The sequence below is a fragment of the Sporotomaculum syntrophicum genome (assembly GCF_009932395.1).
GTDB classification, from domain to species: Bacteria; Bacillota; Desulfotomaculia; order Desulfotomaculales; family Desulfallaceae; genus Sporotomaculum; species Sporotomaculum syntrophicum.
Genome location: NZ_LSRS01000001.1, coordinates 388,499 through 409,059 on the forward strand (window position 1 = coordinate 388,499; position 20,561 = coordinate 409,059).

The following is a 20,561-nucleotide window of genomic DNA, read 5'->3' on the forward strand; positions in this document are numbered from 1 at the left end:
CCACTATCCAGCACTCAACTCGTTACCTACCTTGTATTAAGCGTTATCTCTTTATACTAGATGTTTCGCTTTTATTACAAGATAAGCACTGAGTTGAGTGCTGGACCGTTCGACTTGCATGTGTTAAGCACGCCGCCAGCGTTCGTCCTGAGCCAGGATCAAACTCTCCATTTATTATTCAAAAGAGTTTAATCTTTGCTCTCTTTTTTTATTTCTCGCTTTGCTTTCGCTTGACGAGGTTTGGTTCGGTTGCTGTCGTTTCATATTGGTCGCTATGGACCATTCACGACTGCGTTCGTTTTACATCTCTTTGCACTGTTTAGTTTTCAAGGACCTGTGCGGCCGTTTTTACGACCGGATTTGTATTGTAGCATTTTGTATCGGTCTGTGTCAAAGGCAATTTGTGGTTTGCTTCTGTTTTACTGAACACTCCGTTTACCGGTATTGCCCTGACTTAGTTGCTTGCATCGCCGTTCTAGCAGCGACGTTTGTTATGTTATCATTTTGAGGGCATTTTAGCAACTGGTAATTTATGTCGCATACGGCATATATAAAAAATATTAATACAATCACCTAAATCGGGATGCATTCAACTAACATTTGTCTGATTAATAATACAATTCAACCACAGATCCCAAAAGGCTTAGAGTTAAGGGAGCAGGCCTCTGCTGCTTTATTTTTACCCCAGCCGAAGTATATAGATTAGCATTCCTCATGGTACGAAGGCCAAAGTTACTTAAAATATTTGTGGCATCTGCTAATTTTAATCCGATAACCGAGGGCACAACAACGGTAAGCCTCTGCCATTCCCACCAAATATCATCAATAAAACTATGAAATACCCAAAAAATGGGTGCAATAGGTGCACGTCTAAGGTTATTCATTACACCGCCTATTCTTGCATGGACCAGGTTGTGCCTGGTCATTAAAGCCATACCCAGTTCTTCGACCGTGGCGAAATTAGTTAAATTCTCCTGGTCAAACTCAGGTGAAAAGCTTACGTTTGGATTTAAATTTAATAACCTTTCGGGGCCGCTATTAGGAATGTTAAATTCCTCAGGAATTGGTTCTGCCGGGTTCCACGCCGGCAACGGTACCCATTGCGCATAACCCTGCTCAATCAAGAAGGCTTCTAATCCAGCAATATAGTTTCTATGAAACGAAAGAAACCCGACTGGATCGTTATGAACACCGGATGAAACCGCATTCGAATGCAGGTTAATTATCCCAGGGGTAGCATATTGCTGAATTAAACTTGCCAGTAAAGTTCTTTCACTTGGAGGCAAATTGTTTAAATTAGGCCTGTGCATTTGTTTCCTCCTAGAACGTATTCATTAATTCTATGCTATGAAGGACACGTACCGAGTGTGAATGTCTATAACAAATATAATTGCTAGAGCCTGGATGTGCTTCCACTGCCGGGAGATTTACCATTTACAATGATTAAAGCCGCATCTCACCCTGATTGTGCTGAACAATCCCGGTTTAACGCGGCTTTTCTGCCTTTTTAAAATATTTTTAAAATATATTGTTACTTTTCTTTTAATCGTGCTGTCAATAACCAAGCGACATTAACCAGGCAGCAGCGGACCTACGCCCAACAACCTGGCTAACCATTTAAGCCAAACTTACCCCCCGTCTAATCCGGTTTAGTAAGACTTTTCTTAACTGCAATTTTTAATGCAGCTTCTTTGCTTGCCACCGCATACAGTTATACGGTCTAGATATAGTTACGATGCGAGGGGTTGACATATTGGGTCTGTTGATCTGGCACATACCTGCTGCCGTACCTGGCAACTTCCCTGGTTGCACAGTATTTATCCATCATAGTAACGATATAGGATTCCATATATTTGGGCGGACTCAAAGTAACCGGCCACATATGCTTCACGATAATGTCCTGTTCCACCTTATTTAAAGAAAAGTATTCTAAGGCGTTTTTTAAGGCAGTGGTTGGATGACTTAAGCAATGAATGCCCTTATCAGGCTTGGTTACGCGGGAATCATAAAAGTAAAAATCGTGTAATAACCCTCCTCTGGCTGCAGACTGGCAGTCAAGTCCCATTTTTTTGCATACCAGGTAACCAAAAAAGGATACATGAATACTGTGCTCGAGACGTGAAAAATAGCGATGGTGGGTAAAATCATCAAGAGTATAAATCAATTGATTTTGCGCCAGATCGCTGATGCAGTCCCGATACTCCTGTTTAGTGCTCAGGTCAACTTTTAAGTTTAGCTTGCTTTCAATCATCTCTATCATGTTTGTATTATAACAGATGACAGTCCAGTTTGCCTATACTATATTTGCACAACTGTTCAGAAATTTAAAACGATTATTTTTGTAAAAGGGCTCAACTAAATTAGATATCCCAGACATTTTTCAGCCCTTGAACGCTAGCCAGCCACGCCATATCCAGGGCATTCTCCACAAAAACCCAAAAAAATTTCCGGCTTAAATGCTAAGCACTCTAGCCAGGTATTCATCAACGTGGTTACTTAACGGTAAAAACAGCTACCATGTAGCCTACGCCAAAGGGCCCTTCGTAGGATAATACTTCGGTTGCATAGTCCTTGCCTGCAAACACGCCGAACAGATATAAAATCGACCTTAACCCGCACTCAGCCCCGTCTCCAATAAATTCCCGGTCAAGGGACAGTAAACTTTGGGCATCTTTATCACGGACCGCTTGTACGATAATTTCGTCTAGTTTGGGTCCAGCTGGATGGAAACCGTAAGGCCCCTCAGCTTTTAAGACATGGGATAAATCTGCAGAGGCTATGATGGCTACCCGTTGCTTGGACTGCTCAATTGCCGCTCCGCATTGTTTCCCGAGCTCATAATAGTACTCAAAAGAAGGAATTGTAACCAATATTTTTTCCAGCTCGGCCTGGGCGGTTAATTTCTGACTCAGGTAGTACAGGGGCACCTCATAACCATGCTGCCTGTGGGGGGCAATAATCACTATTTTGTTCGGTTTTGCATCAGCCAACTGTTGAGCAGCTGTTTCTAATGCATCTATGGTTTTCCTGACCTTTTTTGTCTCAGCACCACCGATCTCCGGAATGATAATCGGTGGGTGGGGTGAAATAACGCCAAAAACTAACATTATACTCCACGACCTCCTTCCATGCATTACAAAAACACACTTTTAACTTTATCTATATAGCATGTTTCTTTGTGTCATTTCTAACCTGACTGACTTTGATTTACTTACTTGGGCCAAATAACCCGGACGAAATTTGCTTTCGCCCAATAACCACGCCAGCATTAATGATAAAAGATCTGCTCAAACTAGCTTGGTTTTCTTTTTGCTTAGTACTTTCTGTCATCAGCTCGTGGATACTTTATGATAAGTCAGCCAAAGTCTTCATTCCTCGTTTTCATTTCTCGTTGTCGGTTACAAAAATACTTACTATTTATACGACAGATTTATTAATACCTTCGGGAATATTGTAATATATTGTCACATTGAATTTTTTTTAACTACAAGTAAAGGCCTCGATAAAGAGAAAAGGCAGCCTCTGTACGGCCGCCCCTGCTATTTAAATACAAAAATCTACTTAAACTTCCTCTGCATTAGTAAACAGCTTTGTTTCAACACGTCCTTCTTTAAGCTCCAACCTTTCCCCGGTAATGGTGTAAACAATCATCTCGCTTAAGTTTGTTGCATGGTCGCCAATCCGCTCCAGGTACCTGGCGATAAACAATAAAAAAACCGCCTGCTTAATATTTTTCGGATCCTTGGCCATTAACTCCTGCAATTCATTAAAAACCTTAGTAAAATAGGCATTTATGCTATTATCCAGCAGTGCTGTCTTCAGAGCTTTATCGCGGTCCTGATTGACATAAGCCTTTAAGTTTTGCCGGATCATTGTATGGATTAAATCAGCCATGAGGGGGATATCGATCAACGGCTTAATTAACGGTTCGTTACCAATTGATAGGACTACCTTTGCTATATTACTAGCGTGATCGCCCATTCTTTCCAGGTCAATAATTATTTTTAATGCAGTCCCAATAAACCTAAGGTCACGACCCACAGGCTGCTGTAAGGCCAGCAGTGAGAGACACCTACCTTCTATATCCAACTGCAGCTGATCAATGTTTTCATCGTTCATGGCCACCTGTACAGCCAACTCCATATCCTGGCGTTTTAAAGCATCAACTGCCATTTCAATAGCATTACTTACCATTTTGCCCATCAGCAAAATATCGTCTTTTAATTGATTAAGTTGTTCAGTAAGTGACTCTATTGCCAATTTTTAGCCCCCTTTTTCAATCGAAGCTTTCTGATGTAATGCGTGGTAAATTTTAATAACTAACAATCTGAGTGTTTTATGTTGTTCAGTCAAGCTTTATATGTTCGACCATCAATATAAAGTATAGTGGTTTTCTAACTGGTAAATCAAGTACAAAAACAATACTTAGAATGCTCACGCCTAAATTAATACCTTTTTATTACTAGCAAATCTTGTTCAATATTTTATTGTTTGACAAACACAAAACTTGGGACAAGCTGCCAATTTCGATCCATGCGTATCATGCTGTTACCTTAGCTTAATCCAGCCAGGTGGTAACTTCCGGCACCAACCTGCTCGGCCGGGGAGCGGGAGATTCGTTTGGATAGCCAATCGCCACTGCGGCCACCAGCTCATCTTGACGGTTTAGCCAGGAGCATATTTCTTCAGGACAATAAAAAACATCACAAATCCAACAGGTACCCAGGCCAAAATCCTGGGCAGCTAGAAGCAGGTTTTGCACAGCAGCGCCTATGGATTGGATATCCATCAGCAATGTATAGTGACGATATCCTTTTTCCGCCTTAGAAAAACCATTGAAAACTAAAATTACCACTGGCGCTTCTCTGATAGTATGAATACTTAACTCGCAGCTGCCGGTGTCTTTATTGGACTGTTTCAATTGAGTAATAGCATTATGCATTACCTTTGCTAACTCTTCCTTCTTATTACCCTGCAATACAGCAAACCGCCAGGGCTGACGGTTTTTACCTGAAGGAGCCTTAGTTGATAATTCCAACATTCTGGCTATAGTATCCTTAGGTATTATTTTGTTTTGAAAAGCCCGGATACTCCTGCGTGCTTCGATGGCTGCAACAACATCCATTATAAACCTCCCAAGCCAGTTCATCTGCTTTTTTATTTTCAGCCATTCAAGGCGATAGTTATACAATTACCGGTTAATTGCATAAACCACCCCGAACTTAAGGCAATATTGATTCTTAATTATACACGCTGTTAGTTAACACCTTCAGGATTAATGCAACATTATGTTATTTATTGTCTTAAGAACCCAAGGGTGCATCCTATAGCATGATTACGAACGTCTGGTGTTGCATACTACACACCATTATCAAACATAATTTAAAAATCTATGTTATATCCTTTCTTTTGATATTCACATTTTAATTGTACTCACCGCTACTTTTCATTACAAGCTTCCATTATTTAAAACTGTAACCCCGGTTAAGACAAGTTTAAGCCAGACAAATAGTTCAAGCACGCGTAAGTAACAGGTTGGTACTTTACTACTGAATATTTAATTATTTTATTACTTAATAGTTAACGATAAGAACAATAAAACAATACAATAAAGGATTACTATCTATAGATATATAATTTTATTAGTATTTAAAAGCAAATTAATTAATTCCACTCACAGGAGGAACTTGAGATGGCTGATTACCGTAAGATGTGGGAATCCCTTGGGCTGAATCTAGAAGCACACGACCAGTTGATGGATATATTGCCGCCGACCTATGGTACTGTATTCCTGAACCAGGAAAACAGGCCCGAGGCTATGGAGTATTTTGATTTTGTGTTCAGTGAGGTGCACGGCCAGCGGATTCAGGAGTTGCTGGATCATAAGGCCGCGGACGGCAAGGTAATCGGCGCTTTTTGCGTTTATGTTCCCGAGGAAATTATACGTGCTGCAGGCGGGATCTGTATCGGCCTGTGCTCGGGGGCGGACATCGGCACAGCTCAGGCGGAAAAAGTGCTGCCGAGAAATATTTGCCCTTTGATTAAATCCTTTATGGGGTTCAAGCTTGGCAAGGTTTGCCCGTATTTTGAGTCCTGCGATATGGTCGTGGGGGAAACAACCTGCGACGGCAAAAAGAAGGCCTTTGAAATATTAAATGATTATGTGCCCGTGCATGTGCTGGAAACACCCCATATGAAGCGGGAAAAAGACAAAGCCTTATGGCGCAGTGAAGTGCGGGATTTTTTAACCGAGGTAGAAGGTTACACCGGCAACAAGATTACTTTAGACTCGCTGCGCCAGGCGATCAAAGAGAGCAACGATAAACGCCGGGCGCTCTTGCGCTTAAATGAGCTGCGCCGGTACGATCCTGCCCCGATTAGCAGCAAAGACTGCCTCTTAATTGAACAAATTGCCATGTATGATGATGTGTCCAGGTTTACCGCCCAAGTTAACGCCCTTTGTGACGAGTTGGAGAAGCGAGTGCAGGAAAGCCGTGGGGTCACTGAGCCCGGTGCACCGCGGTTGATTCTCTCGGGCACGCCGATGGCCCTGCCCAACTGGAAGGTGCCCCACGTCATTGAAACCAGTGGCGCGGTAATAGTGGCGGAAGAAATGTGCACCGGACTCCGCTATTTTGAGAACCTGGTGCCGGAAGAAGGGGAAAATATTGAGCAATTAGTTGAGGCTATCGCCGATCGATACCTGGACATCAACTGTGCCTGTTTTACGCCCAATGAGGGTAGGATGAAAAAATTAGTTACCCTGGCTGAGGAACTTAAGGCGGACGGTGTGATCAACTGCACCCTGGCTTTCTGTGACCCGTACCTTGTCGAGGCTAACCGGGTAGAGAAAGTGCTCAAAGGGCATCATATCCCTCTGCTTAATCTAGAAACGGATTACGGGCAAGAGGATTCCGGCCAGATTAAAACCAGGGTCGAGGCTTTTCTGGAAATGCTGGATAAATAAATTAGATTAAAACATCATCAAGTCATGGTTTAATCTAGTATTTGCACGACCAGCAACGTTCTGCTAGTGCATAAGTTGAAAATAGGCGTTGTTAGGCGAAACTTACCAGATGTTGCAACCAGTGGAGGTTCCGGATAATCCTCAGTTTTCCGGAACCTCCACTTTTTCTATATTCATTACACCGGCACCTCTGCCTTCATAATGCCGGGTTTAAGTTTAATATAATCTTGACCTGTGCGCCATAAAATTTCCGACATAATTACCCCGTAGTCTCCATATTTCTGCAAATAAGCAGCATAAAATTTCATATTTTGTAAAGGTCTACAAGTACTTTTTATCCCGTCATTTTAGTTATAAGAATTATCAATAAAGACAACAAAGGAATCTTTTAGTTTATTACTGAAACTTTAGGCATATTTTAACTCTTCGTTTATCCTGGTCGTACCCGGCTCATAGCGGAAATTTATTGCTTTGAGCTGCCGGTATTCCCCGGGCCTTTGATCTTCTCTGAGAGGAGGTGAGATATGCATGAGTGCTAAACATAAGTTCAAACCGAAAATATTAGGCACCGGATGTAAATGGTGAGTAGACAGCGCTTTGTGTTTAGCTGGATTTTCCAGACAACGATTAACGACCTACCCAAGGCTTACGCTCATCTGCGTTGGCCAAGCCGGCATGGCAAATGTACTCAGAGCTATCTCAAAAGGAATAGACGGGGTGATTAGATGGAAAAAGAGCAAATTACTAAACTGCTTAGTAATAATTTTGCAGGCAATAATTTTGGCGATGTTATGATTGTCGGTGGAGGGATCAGCGGTATTCAAGCCGCGCTGGATCTTGGCACGGCGGGGTTTAAGGTTTACCTGGTGGACAAAGCGCCGACTATTGGCGGCCACATGTCCCAGCTTGACAAGACCTTCCCCACCAATGACTGCTCCATGTGTATTGAATCTCCCAAGTTTGTTGAATGTAACAGGCATCCGAACATAGAGCTAATGACCTATTCTGAAGTTGACAGAGTCGAAGGGCAAGCTGGAGACTTCAAGGTTACTCTGGTTAAAAAGGCCAGATATATTGACGAGACCAAATGCACGGGTTGTACTACTTGTGTTGAATATTGTCCTGTCGTGTATCCTGATCAATTTAACCAGGGAATATCGAAGAATAAAGCTATTCATATCTATTTCGCGCAAGCAATTCCCCTTAAACCTTATATAGATGAAAGCTGCTTGTACCTTAAAGAGGGTAAATGCCGGATATGCGAAGGAATATGTAATAATAATGCTATCGATTTTAATATAACGCCGAAGCAGGTAGTAGTAAGAGTAGGAGCGATAATTTTGTCTCCGGGCTATGAACCATATAATCCCAAGTTGCGAGGGGAATATCACTACGGAGAGTTTGTCAACGTAGTCACCAGTATGGACTATGAACGGCTATTATGCGCCACCGGACCATACGAAGGTGAGATACTGCGGGCTTCCGATAAAAAGCATCCGCATAAAATAGCCTGGCTGCACTGTGTCGGTTCCAGGCAGGTTCTTCCCGGCGGAAACAGCTACTGTTCAGCAGTGTGCTGTACCTATACCCAGAAACAGGTGATTTTGACCAAGGACCATGACGCCGATGCTACGTGTACCATATTCCATAACGATATTCGTTCCTATGGCAAGGACTTCGAACGGTTTTACCAAAGAACGGAAAAACTTCCCGGTATTCAGTTTATCAGAAGCTACGCATCAATAGTAAAAGAAGATCCGGTAACTAAGAATGTTACGGTAAGGTATGCAACTTTCGATGAGGGAATAAAAGAGGAAGAATTTGATATGGTGGTATTATCTGTTGGTCTAACCCCGCCTGCTGATGCCGGGAGTCTGGCAGATAAATTTGGTATCGAGCTCAATGAGCATGGCTTTTGCAAAACCAATCCGGCAAATCCTATGGAGACCACTCGCCGGGGAATTTTTATCAGCGGAGCCTTCCAGGGTCCCCTGGATATCCCCGAGTCGGTTTTGACCGCCAGCGGTGCCGGTGCCCAGTGCGGTGAACTCTTGGACTACCGACGCGGGAACCTGGCCCAGGAGAGGGTTTACCCGCCGGAAAGGGATGTCTCCCAGGAGGAACTCAAGGTGGGTGTCTATGTATGCCATTGTGGAGCTAATATCGGGCGAATCGTGGATGTGCCTGCCACAGTTCAATATTCTTTGACTTTACCCAATGTGGTTCACGCTGAGGAAAGTCTTTTTATATGTTCTACTGAAGCTGCCGCCATGTTAGCCAAAGATATCGAGGAAAGAGGGCTTAACCGGGTAATTGTCGCCGCCTGTACCCCCCGAACCCATGAGCCGCTATTCAGAGATACCCTGAGGGAGGCCGGGATTAATCAGTATTACTTTGAATTTGCCAATATCAGGGAACATTGCTCATGGGTGCACTCCAAAGAAAAAGAAGCAGCCACCCAAAAAGCCCAGAAATCAATTCGGATGTCCGTTGCCCGCGCCCGTCTCTTGGAACCCCTGCAGGAATTTACTCTGCCCGTCAACAAGAACGCGTTAGTAGTCGGCGGAGGCGTGGCCGGCATGACCAGTGCTCTCTCTATAGCTAACCAGGGCCATCATGTTTATCTGGTGGAAAAGGAGCAAGAGTTGGGAGGAATAGCGCGCAGGCTTCATTACACCTTGGATGGGCTGGATGTCCAGGCATTTTTACACGATCTGCTTCTTAAGGTGTACCAGCATCCCTTGATCCACGTATTTAACGGCGCCACTTTCGAAGAAGCCAGTGGCTATGTAGGAAATTTTGTGACAAAAGTAAAGTCCGAAGGAAGGGTCACCGAGATCAAACACGGGGCAATTGTCATTGCTACCGGTGCCGAAATATATCAACCAACCGAATACCTTTATGGTGAGGATGAACGGGTACTGACTCATCTGGAGTTGGAGGAGCAAGTAGTCAAAGGAAACGAACAGGTAGTCAGCGCAAAAAGTATTGTGATGATCCAATGCGTAGGCTGCAGAAACGAAGACAGGAATTACTGCAGCCGGATATGCTGCCAGGAGTCCATCAAGAACGCTTTGACCCTAAAAGAAATAAACCACGGGATGGATGTATACATCCTCTACAGGGATATCAGAACGTATGGGTTTAAAGAAGATTATTACCGGGAAGCAGCAAGTAAGGAGGTCAGGTTCATCCGATATGAGCCTGATTATAGGCCTCAAGTAGAAGCGGGTGAGGATGATGATGGCCGGCCTGTCTTAAAAGTCGTCGTGCCCGATCCTGTTCTAAATAAAACTCTTGAATTAGATGCCGATCTAGTTGTTTTGGCTGCCGCTGTTATCCCTTCCGAAAGAAGAAAGGAAATTACCCAACTATTCAAAGTAGCCTTGAGCCCGGATGAATTTTTCCAAGAAGCCCATGTCAAATTGAGACCGGTTGACTTTGGGGCTGAAGGTATATACCTGTGTGGATTTGCTCACTATCCCAAGCTTTTATCCGAAACGATCAGCCAGGCTTATGGAGCTGCCGGCCGGGCATTAACACTGCTTTCGAATGATACGGTCGTCGCCCCCGGCTCAGTTTGCGAGGTGGATGTGAGCAGGTGTATGGGATGTGGAGAATGTGTCTCGGCTTGCACGTATGGCGCCATAACGTTGAATCAAAGGAGTAAAAAGGCTGAAGTAAACACTGTGCTCTGTAAAGGAGACGGTCTATGCAACGCCAAATGTCCACCAGGCGCTATTAACCTGAAGCACTATACCGATGAACAGCTCTTAAGTCAAATTGACGCATGCTTTTCAGACTTAGAAGAAATCCGGTTATAAATATAACAGTTATTACTTCCTGAGGAGTGAGATATAAATGAGTAGCGAAGGTATCTTTAAACCTCAATTGGTGGGTATCATATGCAACTGGTGCTGCTACGGAGGCGCGGACCTGGCTGGGGTTTCCCGTTTTCAATACCCGCCTTATTTGAATATTGTCAGAGTGATGTGCTCCGGTCGTGTCGATATGAAACATATATTCCGGGCCTTTCTCAACGGAGCAGACGGGGTATTTGTCGGCGGCTGCCATCTTGGCGATTGCCATTATATCACGGAAGGCAATTACGACGCTTTAAACATGGTGCAGCTAAGCAAAAAAATACTTGAGCTTATCGGAGTAAACCCGCAAAGACTGAGAATTGAGTGGGTATCTGCCGGCGAAGGTATCCGCTACGCCAATATTATGAATGAATTTCTCAAGCAGGTGGAGGGTTTTGGACCGCTTGGCAAAGGCGAGGGTTTAGACGAAAACGAATTAAAGGTAAAATTGAATAATATTTGCAAGCTAATCCCCTACATTAAAGTGACGGAAAAAGAAAAGCTGAAAGTGCGTAAGATTGATAATGATGAGGACCATAATTCGCTTTTCACCCTTGACGAAGTTGATAAGTTACTAAATGAGGTAGTTTCGTACTATATTGATCCGGCTAAATGCCAGGCCTGTATGACCTGCGCGAGAAGATGCCCTGCCGATGCCATTATCAGCGCTAAGGGACAGATCCATATCATTGATCAAGACAAATGCATCAAATGCGGAACCTGTTTTGAAGTCTGCCCGCCTAAATTTGCTGCGGGTACCAAACTTGCTGCCGGTGAGCCTGTTCCGCCGCCCGTTCCGGAGGGAGAAAGGACTGTACTCAGAAAAAGCAAGGAGCAGGCAGCCAATTAAAGGTCATATCAAAAAGCCCTCGTGGACGCGGGGGCTTTTTTTATACTTGAAAGAATTTAACTATATTATTTGTTTAGTATATTTTTGAGGTTTGACAACTGCTCTTATCCCCCCTCCCTGTTAAACTTTTTTTCAAGGAGTAAAAATATATTATATGTCATTATTGAAATGATAAATAGTTTGTCCTATTCCTGCCCCGCCATAGCATTAACAACTACGCCAGAAAGACGAATTGCTGGTGTACAGAAGCATAATTGCACCTCATATTATTTTAATTTTACGAACCTTAAGGATATGATTAGGACAATTTAATTGTACTTTAAACTCTCCAACTGTTTTTTACAATCAGCTATCATGGCCTCAACCTTTTCCGGTCTCACAGGATAGCCCACGTCACGCACGGTATCCATCATGGCTTGTATATTTTCGAAGGGTGTTTCAACCGGCAAACTGCAACCGCTCATTGGGGTATATCCCTTGGGCGAATCATAGCAATCGGCTATGCCTTCCAACGTTTTCAGACGAACATCCAACGGAGTACCGCAATAAACAACGCCACCCGGATCTACATTTCCAAGAATTCGCACTTGATTACCGATTGACTTTTTGCAGTCTGCCAGGCTGGCAACGTTATCAATGCTGAAGCCGTTAACACCCATGTCGGCAATGTCTTGCCAAATGTGGCTAGTTTTACCGCAAATATGCATTATAACACCTTTTCCCTTGCTCTTGATGAAATCAACCAGTTCTTTCAAATATGGTGCGGAAAACTCACGAAAAGTTTTGGGGCTAACCACAGAACAAGAAGACATCGGTTCAGAGATGGTTGGGGTCAAGCCCAATTTGATAACTGCCTCGGCGAAAATTTTGCATGTCTCTAAAGAAACACGACATAAGGCATGAACTGCCTCGGGATTTTTGGTTATCAGCTTTAATGTATTATCTACGCCCAACAGGAAAAAAGCATTCGTGAAAGGTCCGACAACCGCACCGGAACAGCCAACTTCATTGCCAACCTCTTCAATCAAATATTTCATGGCATCCAATTGAACGGGTAATCTACCGTCCTTATAAGGGTTGGCAGGTTGCAATTTGCCTATATCTTTCACATCAATTATTGCCGGTTCCAACAAATCCGCGGTATCATCTTCGGGGAATTTAACCTTGGCGCCCATCGCCTCGCACAAAGTGAACAAATCCGTAAATATGCGAACACTGTCATAGCCGAAGCGTTTATATGACGCAATTTGCGCTGTTGCCAGAGTTTTTGCATCACTATTAAATTCGGAGATTTTGCAACCATAAACTCTAGCTACACCATTAGCTACATTTGGATTGCATGGCAAACGGTCAACTGATTCACCTTTAGCCATAGCAGCGGCACGTTCAACAGGTGTCATTTCATTAACTCTACTCAAATTCACATTTCCCATTGTCCAACACCTCTTTTCTTATCTATATAATCGTGTCTATATACCAATACTAATGGTGTAATAATTATATTGTCAGTTATTGATTGTCCAATGCAATATGCGATGTTTGATTTTATCAAAGATATACATAATAAAAACCAAAACCGAGGCTGTAAACAAGAAGCCCAGCATTACTAAGTCAAATCTGGCAAAGTCAGAATAGTATTGAACAAAATAGGCCATTCCGGAGGTTGCGCCAAACATTTCAGCAACAGCCAACATCATAAATGACAAAATCAAGGCTACGGAACAGCCAACCAATATGGCAGGAGATGCTGCCGGCAAAATAACCTTGAAAAGCTTTTCAATTCCCGGCATTTCCAAAGTAGCGGCATTTTCCAGATAGCGCTTATCAATACTCATCACAGCACCAATTGTTGTGCCCAATATTACCCAAAATGCAGCCAACCAGATCAAAAAGATAGAAGCAGCCTTGAAAGTTGGGAATAAATTGATTGCGTATGGTGTCAGAAGTGGTACCGGTATAGCACTGAAAGCATTGATATAAGGCGTAACATTTTTACGCAGGCCGCTTTTCAAGCCAATTAAGGTGCCAAGTGCAATTGCACTGATAACAGCCAAAACATAAGCAGTGACTAACAAATACAAAGAGCTCTTCAACCCTATAAATAGCTGGCCGATATAATCAGGAGTCAGTTTTATTACATCAAATATGCTTGGGAATAAAAAGCTCGATAAAACTCTAAACACATCAGTCAGCAAAATATAGGCAATTAATATGCAAACACCTATGACGATAATGCTTACATAGTTTTTTGTATTAATCTCCATTTAAAAAATGCTCCTTGCTTACAAAGTGGATTATCCATATAATAACTCAAAATTAGCTAGGCGTTGTTTTCGTTGAATTGAACAAGCTTATCTTTAAAGAATTGGCTGTCGGGATAATCTTTAATTAAAGAATCCAAAGCCCTTTTGTAAATTTCAGTATTGATATGTTCTTCAACTTGAACTTTGGTATCAGCAATATAGCCAAAATCTGTCATCTTGTTCCACATCTTAATGACACTATTTTTGTATGGGTCATTATCATATTTCATATGTGGACTCTTAACAAAGCTTTCTACGGTAGCTTTGTCCAGGTCAAGTTTTTTCACGACCAAATCAACAACTTCGTCATAGTTGCCTTGCATTGCTTCTTCAGCTCTCAACCATGCACGAAGCATGCGATAAAGTGCTTCTTGGTTTGTTTCGTCTTGCATCCATGAGCCTTTTGCGAGCACACGGCAGCAAGAATGATTTGGCCAGTAGTCATCAGGCCACATTTTGACCTCCAAGCCCAGGTCGGCCGCCTGCAATTCATAACCGGTTGCAGTTGCTCCAAAGTCAACTTCGCCACTAGATACAGCCTGTAAAACCTCCTGGTTTTTCTTAAATTCAATAAAGGTTACCTCATCTAAAAGACCTGCATCATACAATACGCCTTTTAGTACGACGTCAGGTGTGCCGAAACGAGTGATGCCGATTTTTTTGCCGCGGAAACTTTCCAGGCTTGTCCACTCGGTTTCCGGCTTACCAAAGCAAGGAGTTTCACCTGTAATCATATAGCCGCTGAAAATGGTGAAATCTTGGCCGTTAGCGATTTGAATAAGCGGACCGCCTGTACCGTATGTTGAAAGTACATCAACTTTTCCAGCTACCAGCGCCTGAAAAGCATCTGTACCATTGTTGATATAAACCATCTCAACATCAACGCCTTCTTCTTTTAAGAAATTATGCTCTTCAGCCATATACTGAAAAACTTGCCCAGAGTTGCTTTGAGCAGCAACGGAAACTTTTAACACATCATCGGTTGGAGCAGCAGCGGTTTCATTACCAGGAGTTTCAGAACCGCATCCTGCAAGGGCAAACAACATAACCAAACAGAGGATAATTGCGGATAATTTTTTCTTCAAATTAATTAACCTTCTTTCTTAAAAAAAATAGGGGTTTTTTACCTTTGCTCTTGCCACTTAAGGCATTGGATTTCTCTTCCTTCAAGCGCTGTGCTTTTTCTGCGATTTCGTCATTGATGATTTTTATTAAACGGTTGCGCAATTCAAGCACCGCGGGATCTGTATATAACGTTTCACGTTTTGGTTTTGTTTCTTCAGTAAATGATTGAACGTAAATGATTTTGCTGGGAGCTTGCCCTAAAACTACAATATCTGTTGCCAGGAGCAAGGCCTCATCAACGCTGTGAGTCACAAAAAAGATCGTCTTACGGTTTTCCTTTTCTTTTTGCCACAATTCTAAAATCGTATCCTGTAACAAAGCTGTGGTAACAGCATCCAAAGAGCCAAAAGGCTCATCCATCAGGAGCAGCGGAGCATCAATTGCAAAAGCTCGAGCCACTGCAAAACGTTGACGTTGACCGCCGGAAATGTTCATGGGCAATTTATCAAAAAGGTCTTCATCCAAGCCTAAATTATTAATCCATTCCAAAGCTACTTCTTTTCTTTTATGTTTACTCCACCTATTATACTTTTGCTTTAATGCAATAGTGATATTTTCACCTGCCGTCATCCAAGGGAATAAACTATAATCCTGAAATACCATAGCCCGGTCAAGGCTTGGACCATAGACAGGCTTGCCGCCAACCAGCAGTTGCTCGGGATCCGACTTTTCCAAACCGCCAATCAGCCTCAGCAGCGTGCTCTTGCCACAACCAGATAGCCCTAAAAAGCATATAAATTTACCGGCTTTGGCATGATAATCAACGCCACTCAAAACCAATTCCTTGTCATAGGCAAATTGCAAGTTGTTCATTGATACATCCAGCATATTTATCCTCCAACAATATTTCTCAATCTACCCATCCAATGCAATAAAAAAATATTTTAGTTATTATAAAATTTTATAATAACTTTGTTGTATTACCCCTCTCGTCTCATTATTTGCATTAAGTGACCCCGGGCATTTTTAAGCCACAGCTCGGATATTTATTCTGCTAACTCCCCGACCTCCTTTTATATCAAAATTGGATTGTTACTTTGCTTAGACACAATGATTTCCCATCGATAAGTCTCTGTTAGTCTCGAAATATGTCATAATAAAAATATTACTTGAACATATTCAAACATATTTAAATAATCGGCAATAAAAATACTTTTTCTTATTTATTTAATGTTTTTATGGCAAATTATAATAAATAATATTCTTTTATTTACTGAGGGATATATCGATGGTTGTATCTAGTGAATATAAATAAGGTGCAAAGAAACGGTTGTTTAATTGCACCCTTACTGATTAATTAAAATTTTTGGGATTCAAGGGCCATTTGCCGCATTTGAGCCTCAGCGATCAATTGGGGGGATTTCAGCATCTCGCTAACTGATAAGCCAATATACTGGGCAGCCGTGTTGCCAATCATGGGCACACAGGGGATGCGATCGATGTCTTTGCCCTGCATTAAAGCACCCATACGCTCATTGGGAGTCATCTGGTCCTTTAATTTGCAGCCGGTATAATTCACGCCGTTTCCTCCTTGTATATTTATGGTAAACATTATATCTATCTCCAACTCATGTATCTTCATACATTAAATTATGCTTTGCGATGAGTGCCAATCCCCTGGGATGCCATATCAATGGGACCATAGCTCAGATAAAGTTTTCCGGGTTCAATGGATATTTAGCGCATTTGCGGGCTTCGGACATAAATGCCAGCGAATTTTCCAGGGGTGTGCCGTAAGCAGAATCGCAGCCGGTCGAAATAGTAAAACCACAAGGGCTGTCCCAGGCTTTTTGGAAGCATTCCCGGACACCGGCTTTTACCTGTTCGGGGGTCCCCAAGTAAACTATATTAATGGGATCGACATTACCTATCAAGTGAACACGGTGACCAATCTTTTCTTTAGCCAACGCTAAATCCACCTTGTTATCGAGACTGACCATTTTATAACCACAGTCAACCATATCCTCTAAGAGCTTACTGGTATCGCCACAAATATGGCAGCTTATCGGTCCAGGTTTGACAGCCTCACAACCCTCCACAAAGCGGCGGGCATAAGGTACCACAAATTCTTGAAACCGTTTCCTTTGGATGATCGTTCCTGAAGCGACCGGATCAGCCACAGAAACGTTAAAGCCTTCCTCCAGGAAAGGCCTGGCCAGCTGCAGTAAGGCCTGAGTGATAAAATCCATTAGCTTGTGCACTTGCTCGGGCTGCCTGTGCAGAGCTCTCAAAAGTTGTTCCGTGCCTACCAACCCCGAGGCACAGGTAAATGCTCCCGTAAACCCCATGCTGCAGCTTACTTCATGACCCAGTTCCTCTCTCAGGATATGAGCGGCTTCATAACATTTCTTAACGGTCGGATCGGTTTTTACAGTAACTCGTTCCAAATCCAATATACTTAAATCATTGATATCCTTAATGGGGTGTTCCAAAATAGCTGGTGGTTGATGCTCCGGGTTAGACATTACTGCACCAAAAGCTACGGCCATACCGTGCAGGCCATAAGATACACTTATTCCGTCACAACCGAAAACATTATAGACCTTCTTCTGTACTTCAGCTAACGAACGGGCATCAGCTTGTTCCTGCTTTCTGGTCCAGCCCAGCAGAGCATGACCGGGGGCAAAGTAAAACATACTGATGGGCAGCCTGTCTACCGGCTCTTTTTTCTCAAGAGCCTTCGCCCTTTCTACGGGTGTCATTAAATCATCTTTATGCATATTCAATCCCTCAATTCCTTAAAATTCCATAGCCTTAACAAATACGTTATCAAAGCCTTCCAAATGCGATAGTTCAATATAACTAACCTGACCGGCCACTTTTTCCACGGTTTCTCTCTCTGCAGTAGATAGCAGGCAAAGGTAGGCACCTGATTTAGAAGTATTGCCCACATAAGTGATTACACTTTCCAGCTCCCGGGGAATCAGACCGGAACCCGTTAAGCTTTCCGCCTTTAAATGCGCCCCGAACTGGCCTGCAACCAGCACCCGGTCGATTTCCGAAAAATCCATGCCTGCTGCCTGTACCATGGTCTGGATGCCGGACAGAATTGCCCCTTTAGCCAGCTGAACCTGTCTGATATCCTGCTGGGTCAAATATATTTCATTATCCCGATCAATGACGAAGCGTTTTTTGCCGGCCACTTTTTCCACCAAAGGGTGTTCTAGTAGCCGGCCGCTTTTATGCAAAATGCCTGTTCTAACCAGCTCGGCAACAGCAGCCAACAAGCCACTCCCGCATAGCCCGGTTGGTTTAACATTGCCAATCACGGAAACCTCCACCACAATATCCGCACCGGAGCCCCTTAGCTGCACATCCTCAATCGCACCTTCAGCAGCCCTGACACCGCAGCTAATGTTCATGCCCTCCAGTGCAGGTCCGGCCGCGCAGGAACAAGCAACGAGCCTGCCATTTCTGGACAGTACCATTTCGCCATTGGTGCCGATATCGATGAAAAGAGTATTTCCGGCCTCTTGATGGATACCGCAGGCCAATATGCCTGCAGTAATGTCCCCACCTACAAAAGCAGACACCGCGGGCAGACAATATACAAGACAAAATTCGGATACTGGCAGATGCAAATCTTTAACAGCCTTTAGAACTAAAGCCCCAGTAAAGGCCGGCAAATATGGAGATACACCCATAGATGAAGGATCAATACCGGCCAGCAGATGTATCATGGTATTATTGCCGCCCACTGTAATTTCATAAATATCTTTAGAAGTAATAGTATAATCCCGGCTGCACTGGGCGATAACTCCTTTGATTAATTTTCTTAAATCCTGCAAAATAGTTTTCTGCTGGATTAGTGTGCCGTTTGTATTTGTCATGGCATAATTAATTCTGGTTATCACATCCTGGCCAAAAGTCTTCTGGCCGTTCAAACAGGATATACTGGCCAGTTCCTGGCCGTTTGATAGGTCAATCAAGCCGGCCACTATAGTTGTTGTGCCAATATCGATTGCCAGGCCATAAAGCCTGTTCCTCGTATCACTCTGCTCGATGCCGATTATCTCTTGACCGGCCATAACCACGGTATTGCCATTTTGATCTAGTCTTTTTGCTATATGAGGTTTCAGGACAAAATCTCTTAAATAGCCCTGACTGATAATCTCAGTTAGAACCTCTTCAGGCGGTAAGGCTAAAGTAATATCCTCGGCTATGGAATGTAAGCAAGCCAAACGCCAGCCTTCGGCGATCTCCGCTTCTGTAAAGGTCTCCTTTTCCTTTTCTTGACACGCAACATGCGGGTTTAAAATTTTTACTTTGCATTTGCCACAGCCGCCGGCACCGCCGCAGGGCGCATCAATTAATTTTAATCCGGCCAAAAATTGATAAAGATTTACTGCTCGGTCACTTTCATATGCACTTACGATACCGTTATTATGATTAATAGTTACCTTCGCCATTTTTTTCTCCTGGCCAGTTAGTTAACTGTTGTTTTTTCCTTTGTTGCTGCAACCATTGTTTGCACATTGATTAAGGGAGTAGTGGTTGAAAGCCCGCAAGCCGGGGCTATAATATCCGCCCCTTTGGACATGGCGGATTTCACCAGGCTAGTCACCTTATCCGGAGACATGGTTCCCAGGGCATGGGTACTGATATTGCCCATCACAATTATATCTGGAATATATTGCTTAATTACCTGTACCGGCACAATTGAATCAAAGCTAAATACATCACAATGAAACTCTTGAATTATTTCATAAACGCTTTTCAAAGCACCGCAGATATGCACAATTTTTACGGGGACCTCCAAGGCATCCAATACATTATTGACATACCTTACCGAAAAAGCCCTGAATCTTTGCGGGCCTAATATCTCACCGGTGCCGCTGGGTTCGGAGATACAAATGGCATCAGCACCGGCCTCTATTTGCGCCTGTCCGAAAGCTATCAGGTTGGCTACTATAAACTCCATAAGCTTTTCTGCTTGAGCCGGGCTTTTGAGGTATTCTTTCAGCAAAACCGACATATCCACAAGGGTACCGGCAATGCTGACCGGGCCGGTCAGGTTACCGATAATCGGTACACCGGTATTTTTTGCCTTCAATAATTTAATAGCCTCAATCACCACTTTGACTCGGCCGGAATTAATGTCTAGAGGCTGCAATAAATCCACCCGGGTAGAAGACGCCAACGGGGATTCAACCACATGTGGCTCGCTTAACAAATTCCCCATATTCACTTTGGCACCCATCGCCTCAGCCTCTACTGTCATACAAAAGGGCACGCCGTAGTTTTCAAAGCCGCCAGCTTCGTTTAGGGCATAAGCCAGGCCGGCCATTTTTTCCGGATCAACATGCGCTTCCGGCCATAAATAGTTCGATTTTTCCATGATTTCCTGGAACACCATATTCATCATGCCGCCGGGGCAAATACACGGCGGTTTATCGACCGGTTGTTTATGCACCACTGCCAGGAGCCTTTCCTTTGGAGTATAAGCTGACATT

The 20,561-nt window shown here is 43.3% G+C and carries 16 protein-coding genes; 3 read left to right on the forward strand and 13 right to left on the reverse strand.

Annotated elements, in window-relative coordinates; translation table 11 throughout:
• Window positions 1-608 precede the first annotated feature (608 nt).
• From SPSYN_RS01980 to SPSYN_RS02000, 5 genes are all read right to left on the reverse strand, one after another.
• Window positions 609-1,310, reverse strand: a complete 702-nt coding sequence (locus SPSYN_RS01980) for a tyrosinase family protein (RefSeq protein ID WP_161820819.1) — start codon at window positions 1,308-1,310, stop codon at window positions 609-611.
• Between the two features lie 410 nt (window positions 1,311-1,720).
• Window positions 1,721-2,251, reverse strand: coding sequence for an HD domain-containing protein (locus SPSYN_RS01985; RefSeq protein WP_243152869.1), 531 nt, complete (start codon window positions 2,249-2,251; stop codon window positions 1,721-1,723).
• A 241-nt stretch (window positions 2,252-2,492) separates the two neighbouring features.
• Complete coding sequence (amrB, locus tag SPSYN_RS01990) at window positions 2,493-3,107, reverse strand: AmmeMemoRadiSam system protein B (protein WP_161820821.1); 615 nt, start codon at window positions 3,105-3,107, stop codon at window positions 2,493-2,495.
• A gap of 454 nt (window positions 3,108-3,561) precedes the next feature.
• On the reverse strand, window positions 3,562-4,260 hold the full coding sequence (gene phoU, locus SPSYN_RS01995; RefSeq protein ID WP_243152870.1) for a phosphate signaling complex protein PhoU: 699 nt from the start codon (window positions 4,258-4,260) through the stop codon (window positions 3,562-3,564).
• A gap of 298 nt (window positions 4,261-4,558) precedes the next feature.
• Entirely contained in the window at window positions 4,559-5,125 is a 567-nt protein-coding gene (locus tag SPSYN_RS02000) for a nitroreductase family protein (protein ID WP_161820822.1), read from the reverse strand.
• A gap of 567 nt (window positions 5,126-5,692) precedes the next feature.
• On the opposite strand from SPSYN_RS02000, the gene SPSYN_RS02005 reads away from it, so the two are divergent.
• The 3 genes from SPSYN_RS02005 (at window position 5,693) to SPSYN_RS02015 (ending at window position 11,680) form a co-directional block, all read left to right on the forward strand.
• Window positions 5,693-6,967 (forward strand): double-cubane-cluster-containing anaerobic reductase, encoded by a 1,275-nt coding sequence (locus tag SPSYN_RS02005; protein WP_161820823.1) that lies wholly within the window; start codon window positions 5,693-5,695, stop codon window positions 6,965-6,967.
• Window positions 6,968-7,692: 725 nt separating this feature from the next.
• A complete protein-coding gene (locus tag SPSYN_RS02010) occupies window positions 7,693-10,791 on the forward strand; it encodes a CoB--CoM heterodisulfide reductase iron-sulfur subunit A family protein (RefSeq protein ID WP_161820824.1) in 3,099 nt (1,032 codons plus the stop codon).
• Window positions 10,792-10,828: 37 nt separating this feature from the next.
• Window positions 10,829-11,680 (forward strand): hydrogenase iron-sulfur subunit, encoded by an 852-nt coding sequence (locus SPSYN_RS02015; RefSeq protein ID WP_161820825.1) that lies wholly within the window; start codon window positions 10,829-10,831, stop codon window positions 11,678-11,680.
• 308 nt (window positions 11,681-11,988) lie between these two features.
• Here SPSYN_RS02015 and SPSYN_RS02020 read toward each other — a convergent pair whose 3' ends face one another.
• The 8 genes from SPSYN_RS02020 to SPSYN_RS02055 all read right to left on the reverse strand — a co-directional run bounded on the left by SPSYN_RS02020 (window position 11,989) and on the right by SPSYN_RS02055 (window position 20,560).
• Entirely contained in the window at window positions 11,989-13,113 is a 1,125-nt protein-coding gene (locus SPSYN_RS02020; protein ID WP_161820826.1) for a uroporphyrinogen decarboxylase family protein, read from the reverse strand.
• Window positions 13,114-13,185: 72 nt separating this feature from the next.
• Entirely contained in the window at window positions 13,186-13,944 is a 759-nt protein-coding gene (locus SPSYN_RS02025) for an ABC transporter permease (RefSeq protein ID WP_161820827.1), read from the reverse strand.
• Between the two features lie 56 nt (window positions 13,945-14,000).
• Complete coding sequence (locus tag SPSYN_RS02030; protein ID WP_161820828.1) at window positions 14,001-15,068, reverse strand: ABC transporter substrate-binding protein; 1,068 nt, start codon at window positions 15,066-15,068, stop codon at window positions 14,001-14,003.
• 1 nt (window position 15,069) lies between these two features.
• Entirely contained in the window at window positions 15,070-15,936 is an 867-nt protein-coding gene (locus SPSYN_RS02035; RefSeq protein WP_161820829.1) for an ABC transporter ATP-binding protein, read from the reverse strand.
• Between the two features lie 469 nt (window positions 15,937-16,405).
• Window positions 16,406-16,627, reverse strand: coding sequence for a uroporphyrinogen decarboxylase family protein (locus tag SPSYN_RS02040; protein WP_161820830.1), 222 nt, complete (start codon window positions 16,625-16,627; stop codon window positions 16,406-16,408).
• A 127-nt stretch (window positions 16,628-16,754) separates the two neighbouring features.
• Window positions 16,755-17,828: a uroporphyrinogen decarboxylase family protein gene (locus SPSYN_RS02045; protein WP_161820831.1), complete on the reverse strand. Its 1,074-nt coding sequence runs from the start codon at window positions 17,826-17,828 to the stop codon at window positions 16,755-16,757.
• 18 nt (window positions 17,829-17,846) lie between these two features.
• Window positions 17,847-19,517, reverse strand: coding sequence for an ASKHA domain-containing protein (locus SPSYN_RS02050; protein ID WP_161820832.1), 1,671 nt, complete (start codon window positions 19,515-19,517; stop codon window positions 17,847-17,849).
• Window positions 19,518-19,534: 17 nt separating this feature from the next.
• Window positions 19,535-20,560 (reverse strand): MtaA/CmuA family methyltransferase, encoded by a 1,026-nt coding sequence (locus tag SPSYN_RS02055; RefSeq protein ID WP_161820833.1) that lies wholly within the window; start codon window positions 20,558-20,560, stop codon window positions 19,535-19,537.
• Between the last annotated feature and the right edge of the window lies 1 nt (window position 20,561).

Bases quoted from the DNA above. Each gene is read 5' to 3' on its own strand.
- SPSYN_RS01980 (WP_161820819.1), bottom strand. From the start codon at position 1,310: ATGCACAGGCCTAATTTAAACAATTTGCCTCCAAGTGAAAGAACTTTA.
- SPSYN_RS01985 (WP_243152869.1), bottom strand. From the start codon at position 2,251: ATGATTGAAAGCAAGCTAAACTTAAAAGTTGACCTGAGCACTAAACAG.
- amrB (WP_161820821.1), bottom strand. From the start codon at position 3,107: ATGTTAGTTTTTGGCGTTATTTCACCCCACCCACCGATTATCATTCCG.
- SPSYN_RS02000 (WP_161820822.1), bottom strand. From the start codon at position 5,125: ATGGATGTTGTTGCAGCCATCGAAGCACGCAGGAGTATCCGGGCTTTT.
- SPSYN_RS02005 (WP_161820823.1), top strand. From the start codon at position 5,693: ATGGCTGATTACCGTAAGATGTGGGAATCCCTTGGGCTGAATCTAGAA.
- SPSYN_RS02010 (WP_161820824.1), top strand. From the start codon at position 7,693: ATGGAAAAAGAGCAAATTACTAAACTGCTTAGTAATAATTTTGCAGGC.
- SPSYN_RS02015 (WP_161820825.1), top strand. From the start codon at position 10,829: ATGAGTAGCGAAGGTATCTTTAAACCTCAATTGGTGGGTATCATATGC.
- SPSYN_RS02020 (WP_161820826.1), bottom strand. From the start codon at position 13,113: ATGGGAAATGTGAATTTGAGTAGAGTTAATGAAATGACACCTGTTGAA.
- SPSYN_RS02025 (WP_161820827.1), bottom strand. From the start codon at position 13,944: ATGGAGATTAATACAAAAAACTATGTAAGCATTATCGTCATAGGTGTT.
- SPSYN_RS02035 (WP_161820829.1), bottom strand. From the start codon at position 15,936: ATGCTGGATGTATCAATGAACAACTTGCAATTTGCCTATGACAAGGAA.
- SPSYN_RS02045 (WP_161820831.1), bottom strand. From the start codon at position 17,828: ATGCATAAAGATGATTTAATGACACCCGTAGAAAGGGCGAAGGCTCTT.
- SPSYN_RS02050 (WP_161820832.1), bottom strand. From the start codon at position 19,517: ATGGCGAAGGTAACTATTAATCATAATAACGGTATCGTAAGTGCATAT.
- SPSYN_RS02055 (WP_161820833.1), bottom strand. From the start codon at position 20,560: ATGTCAGCTTATACTCCAAAGGAAAGGCTCCTGGCAGTGGTGCATAAA.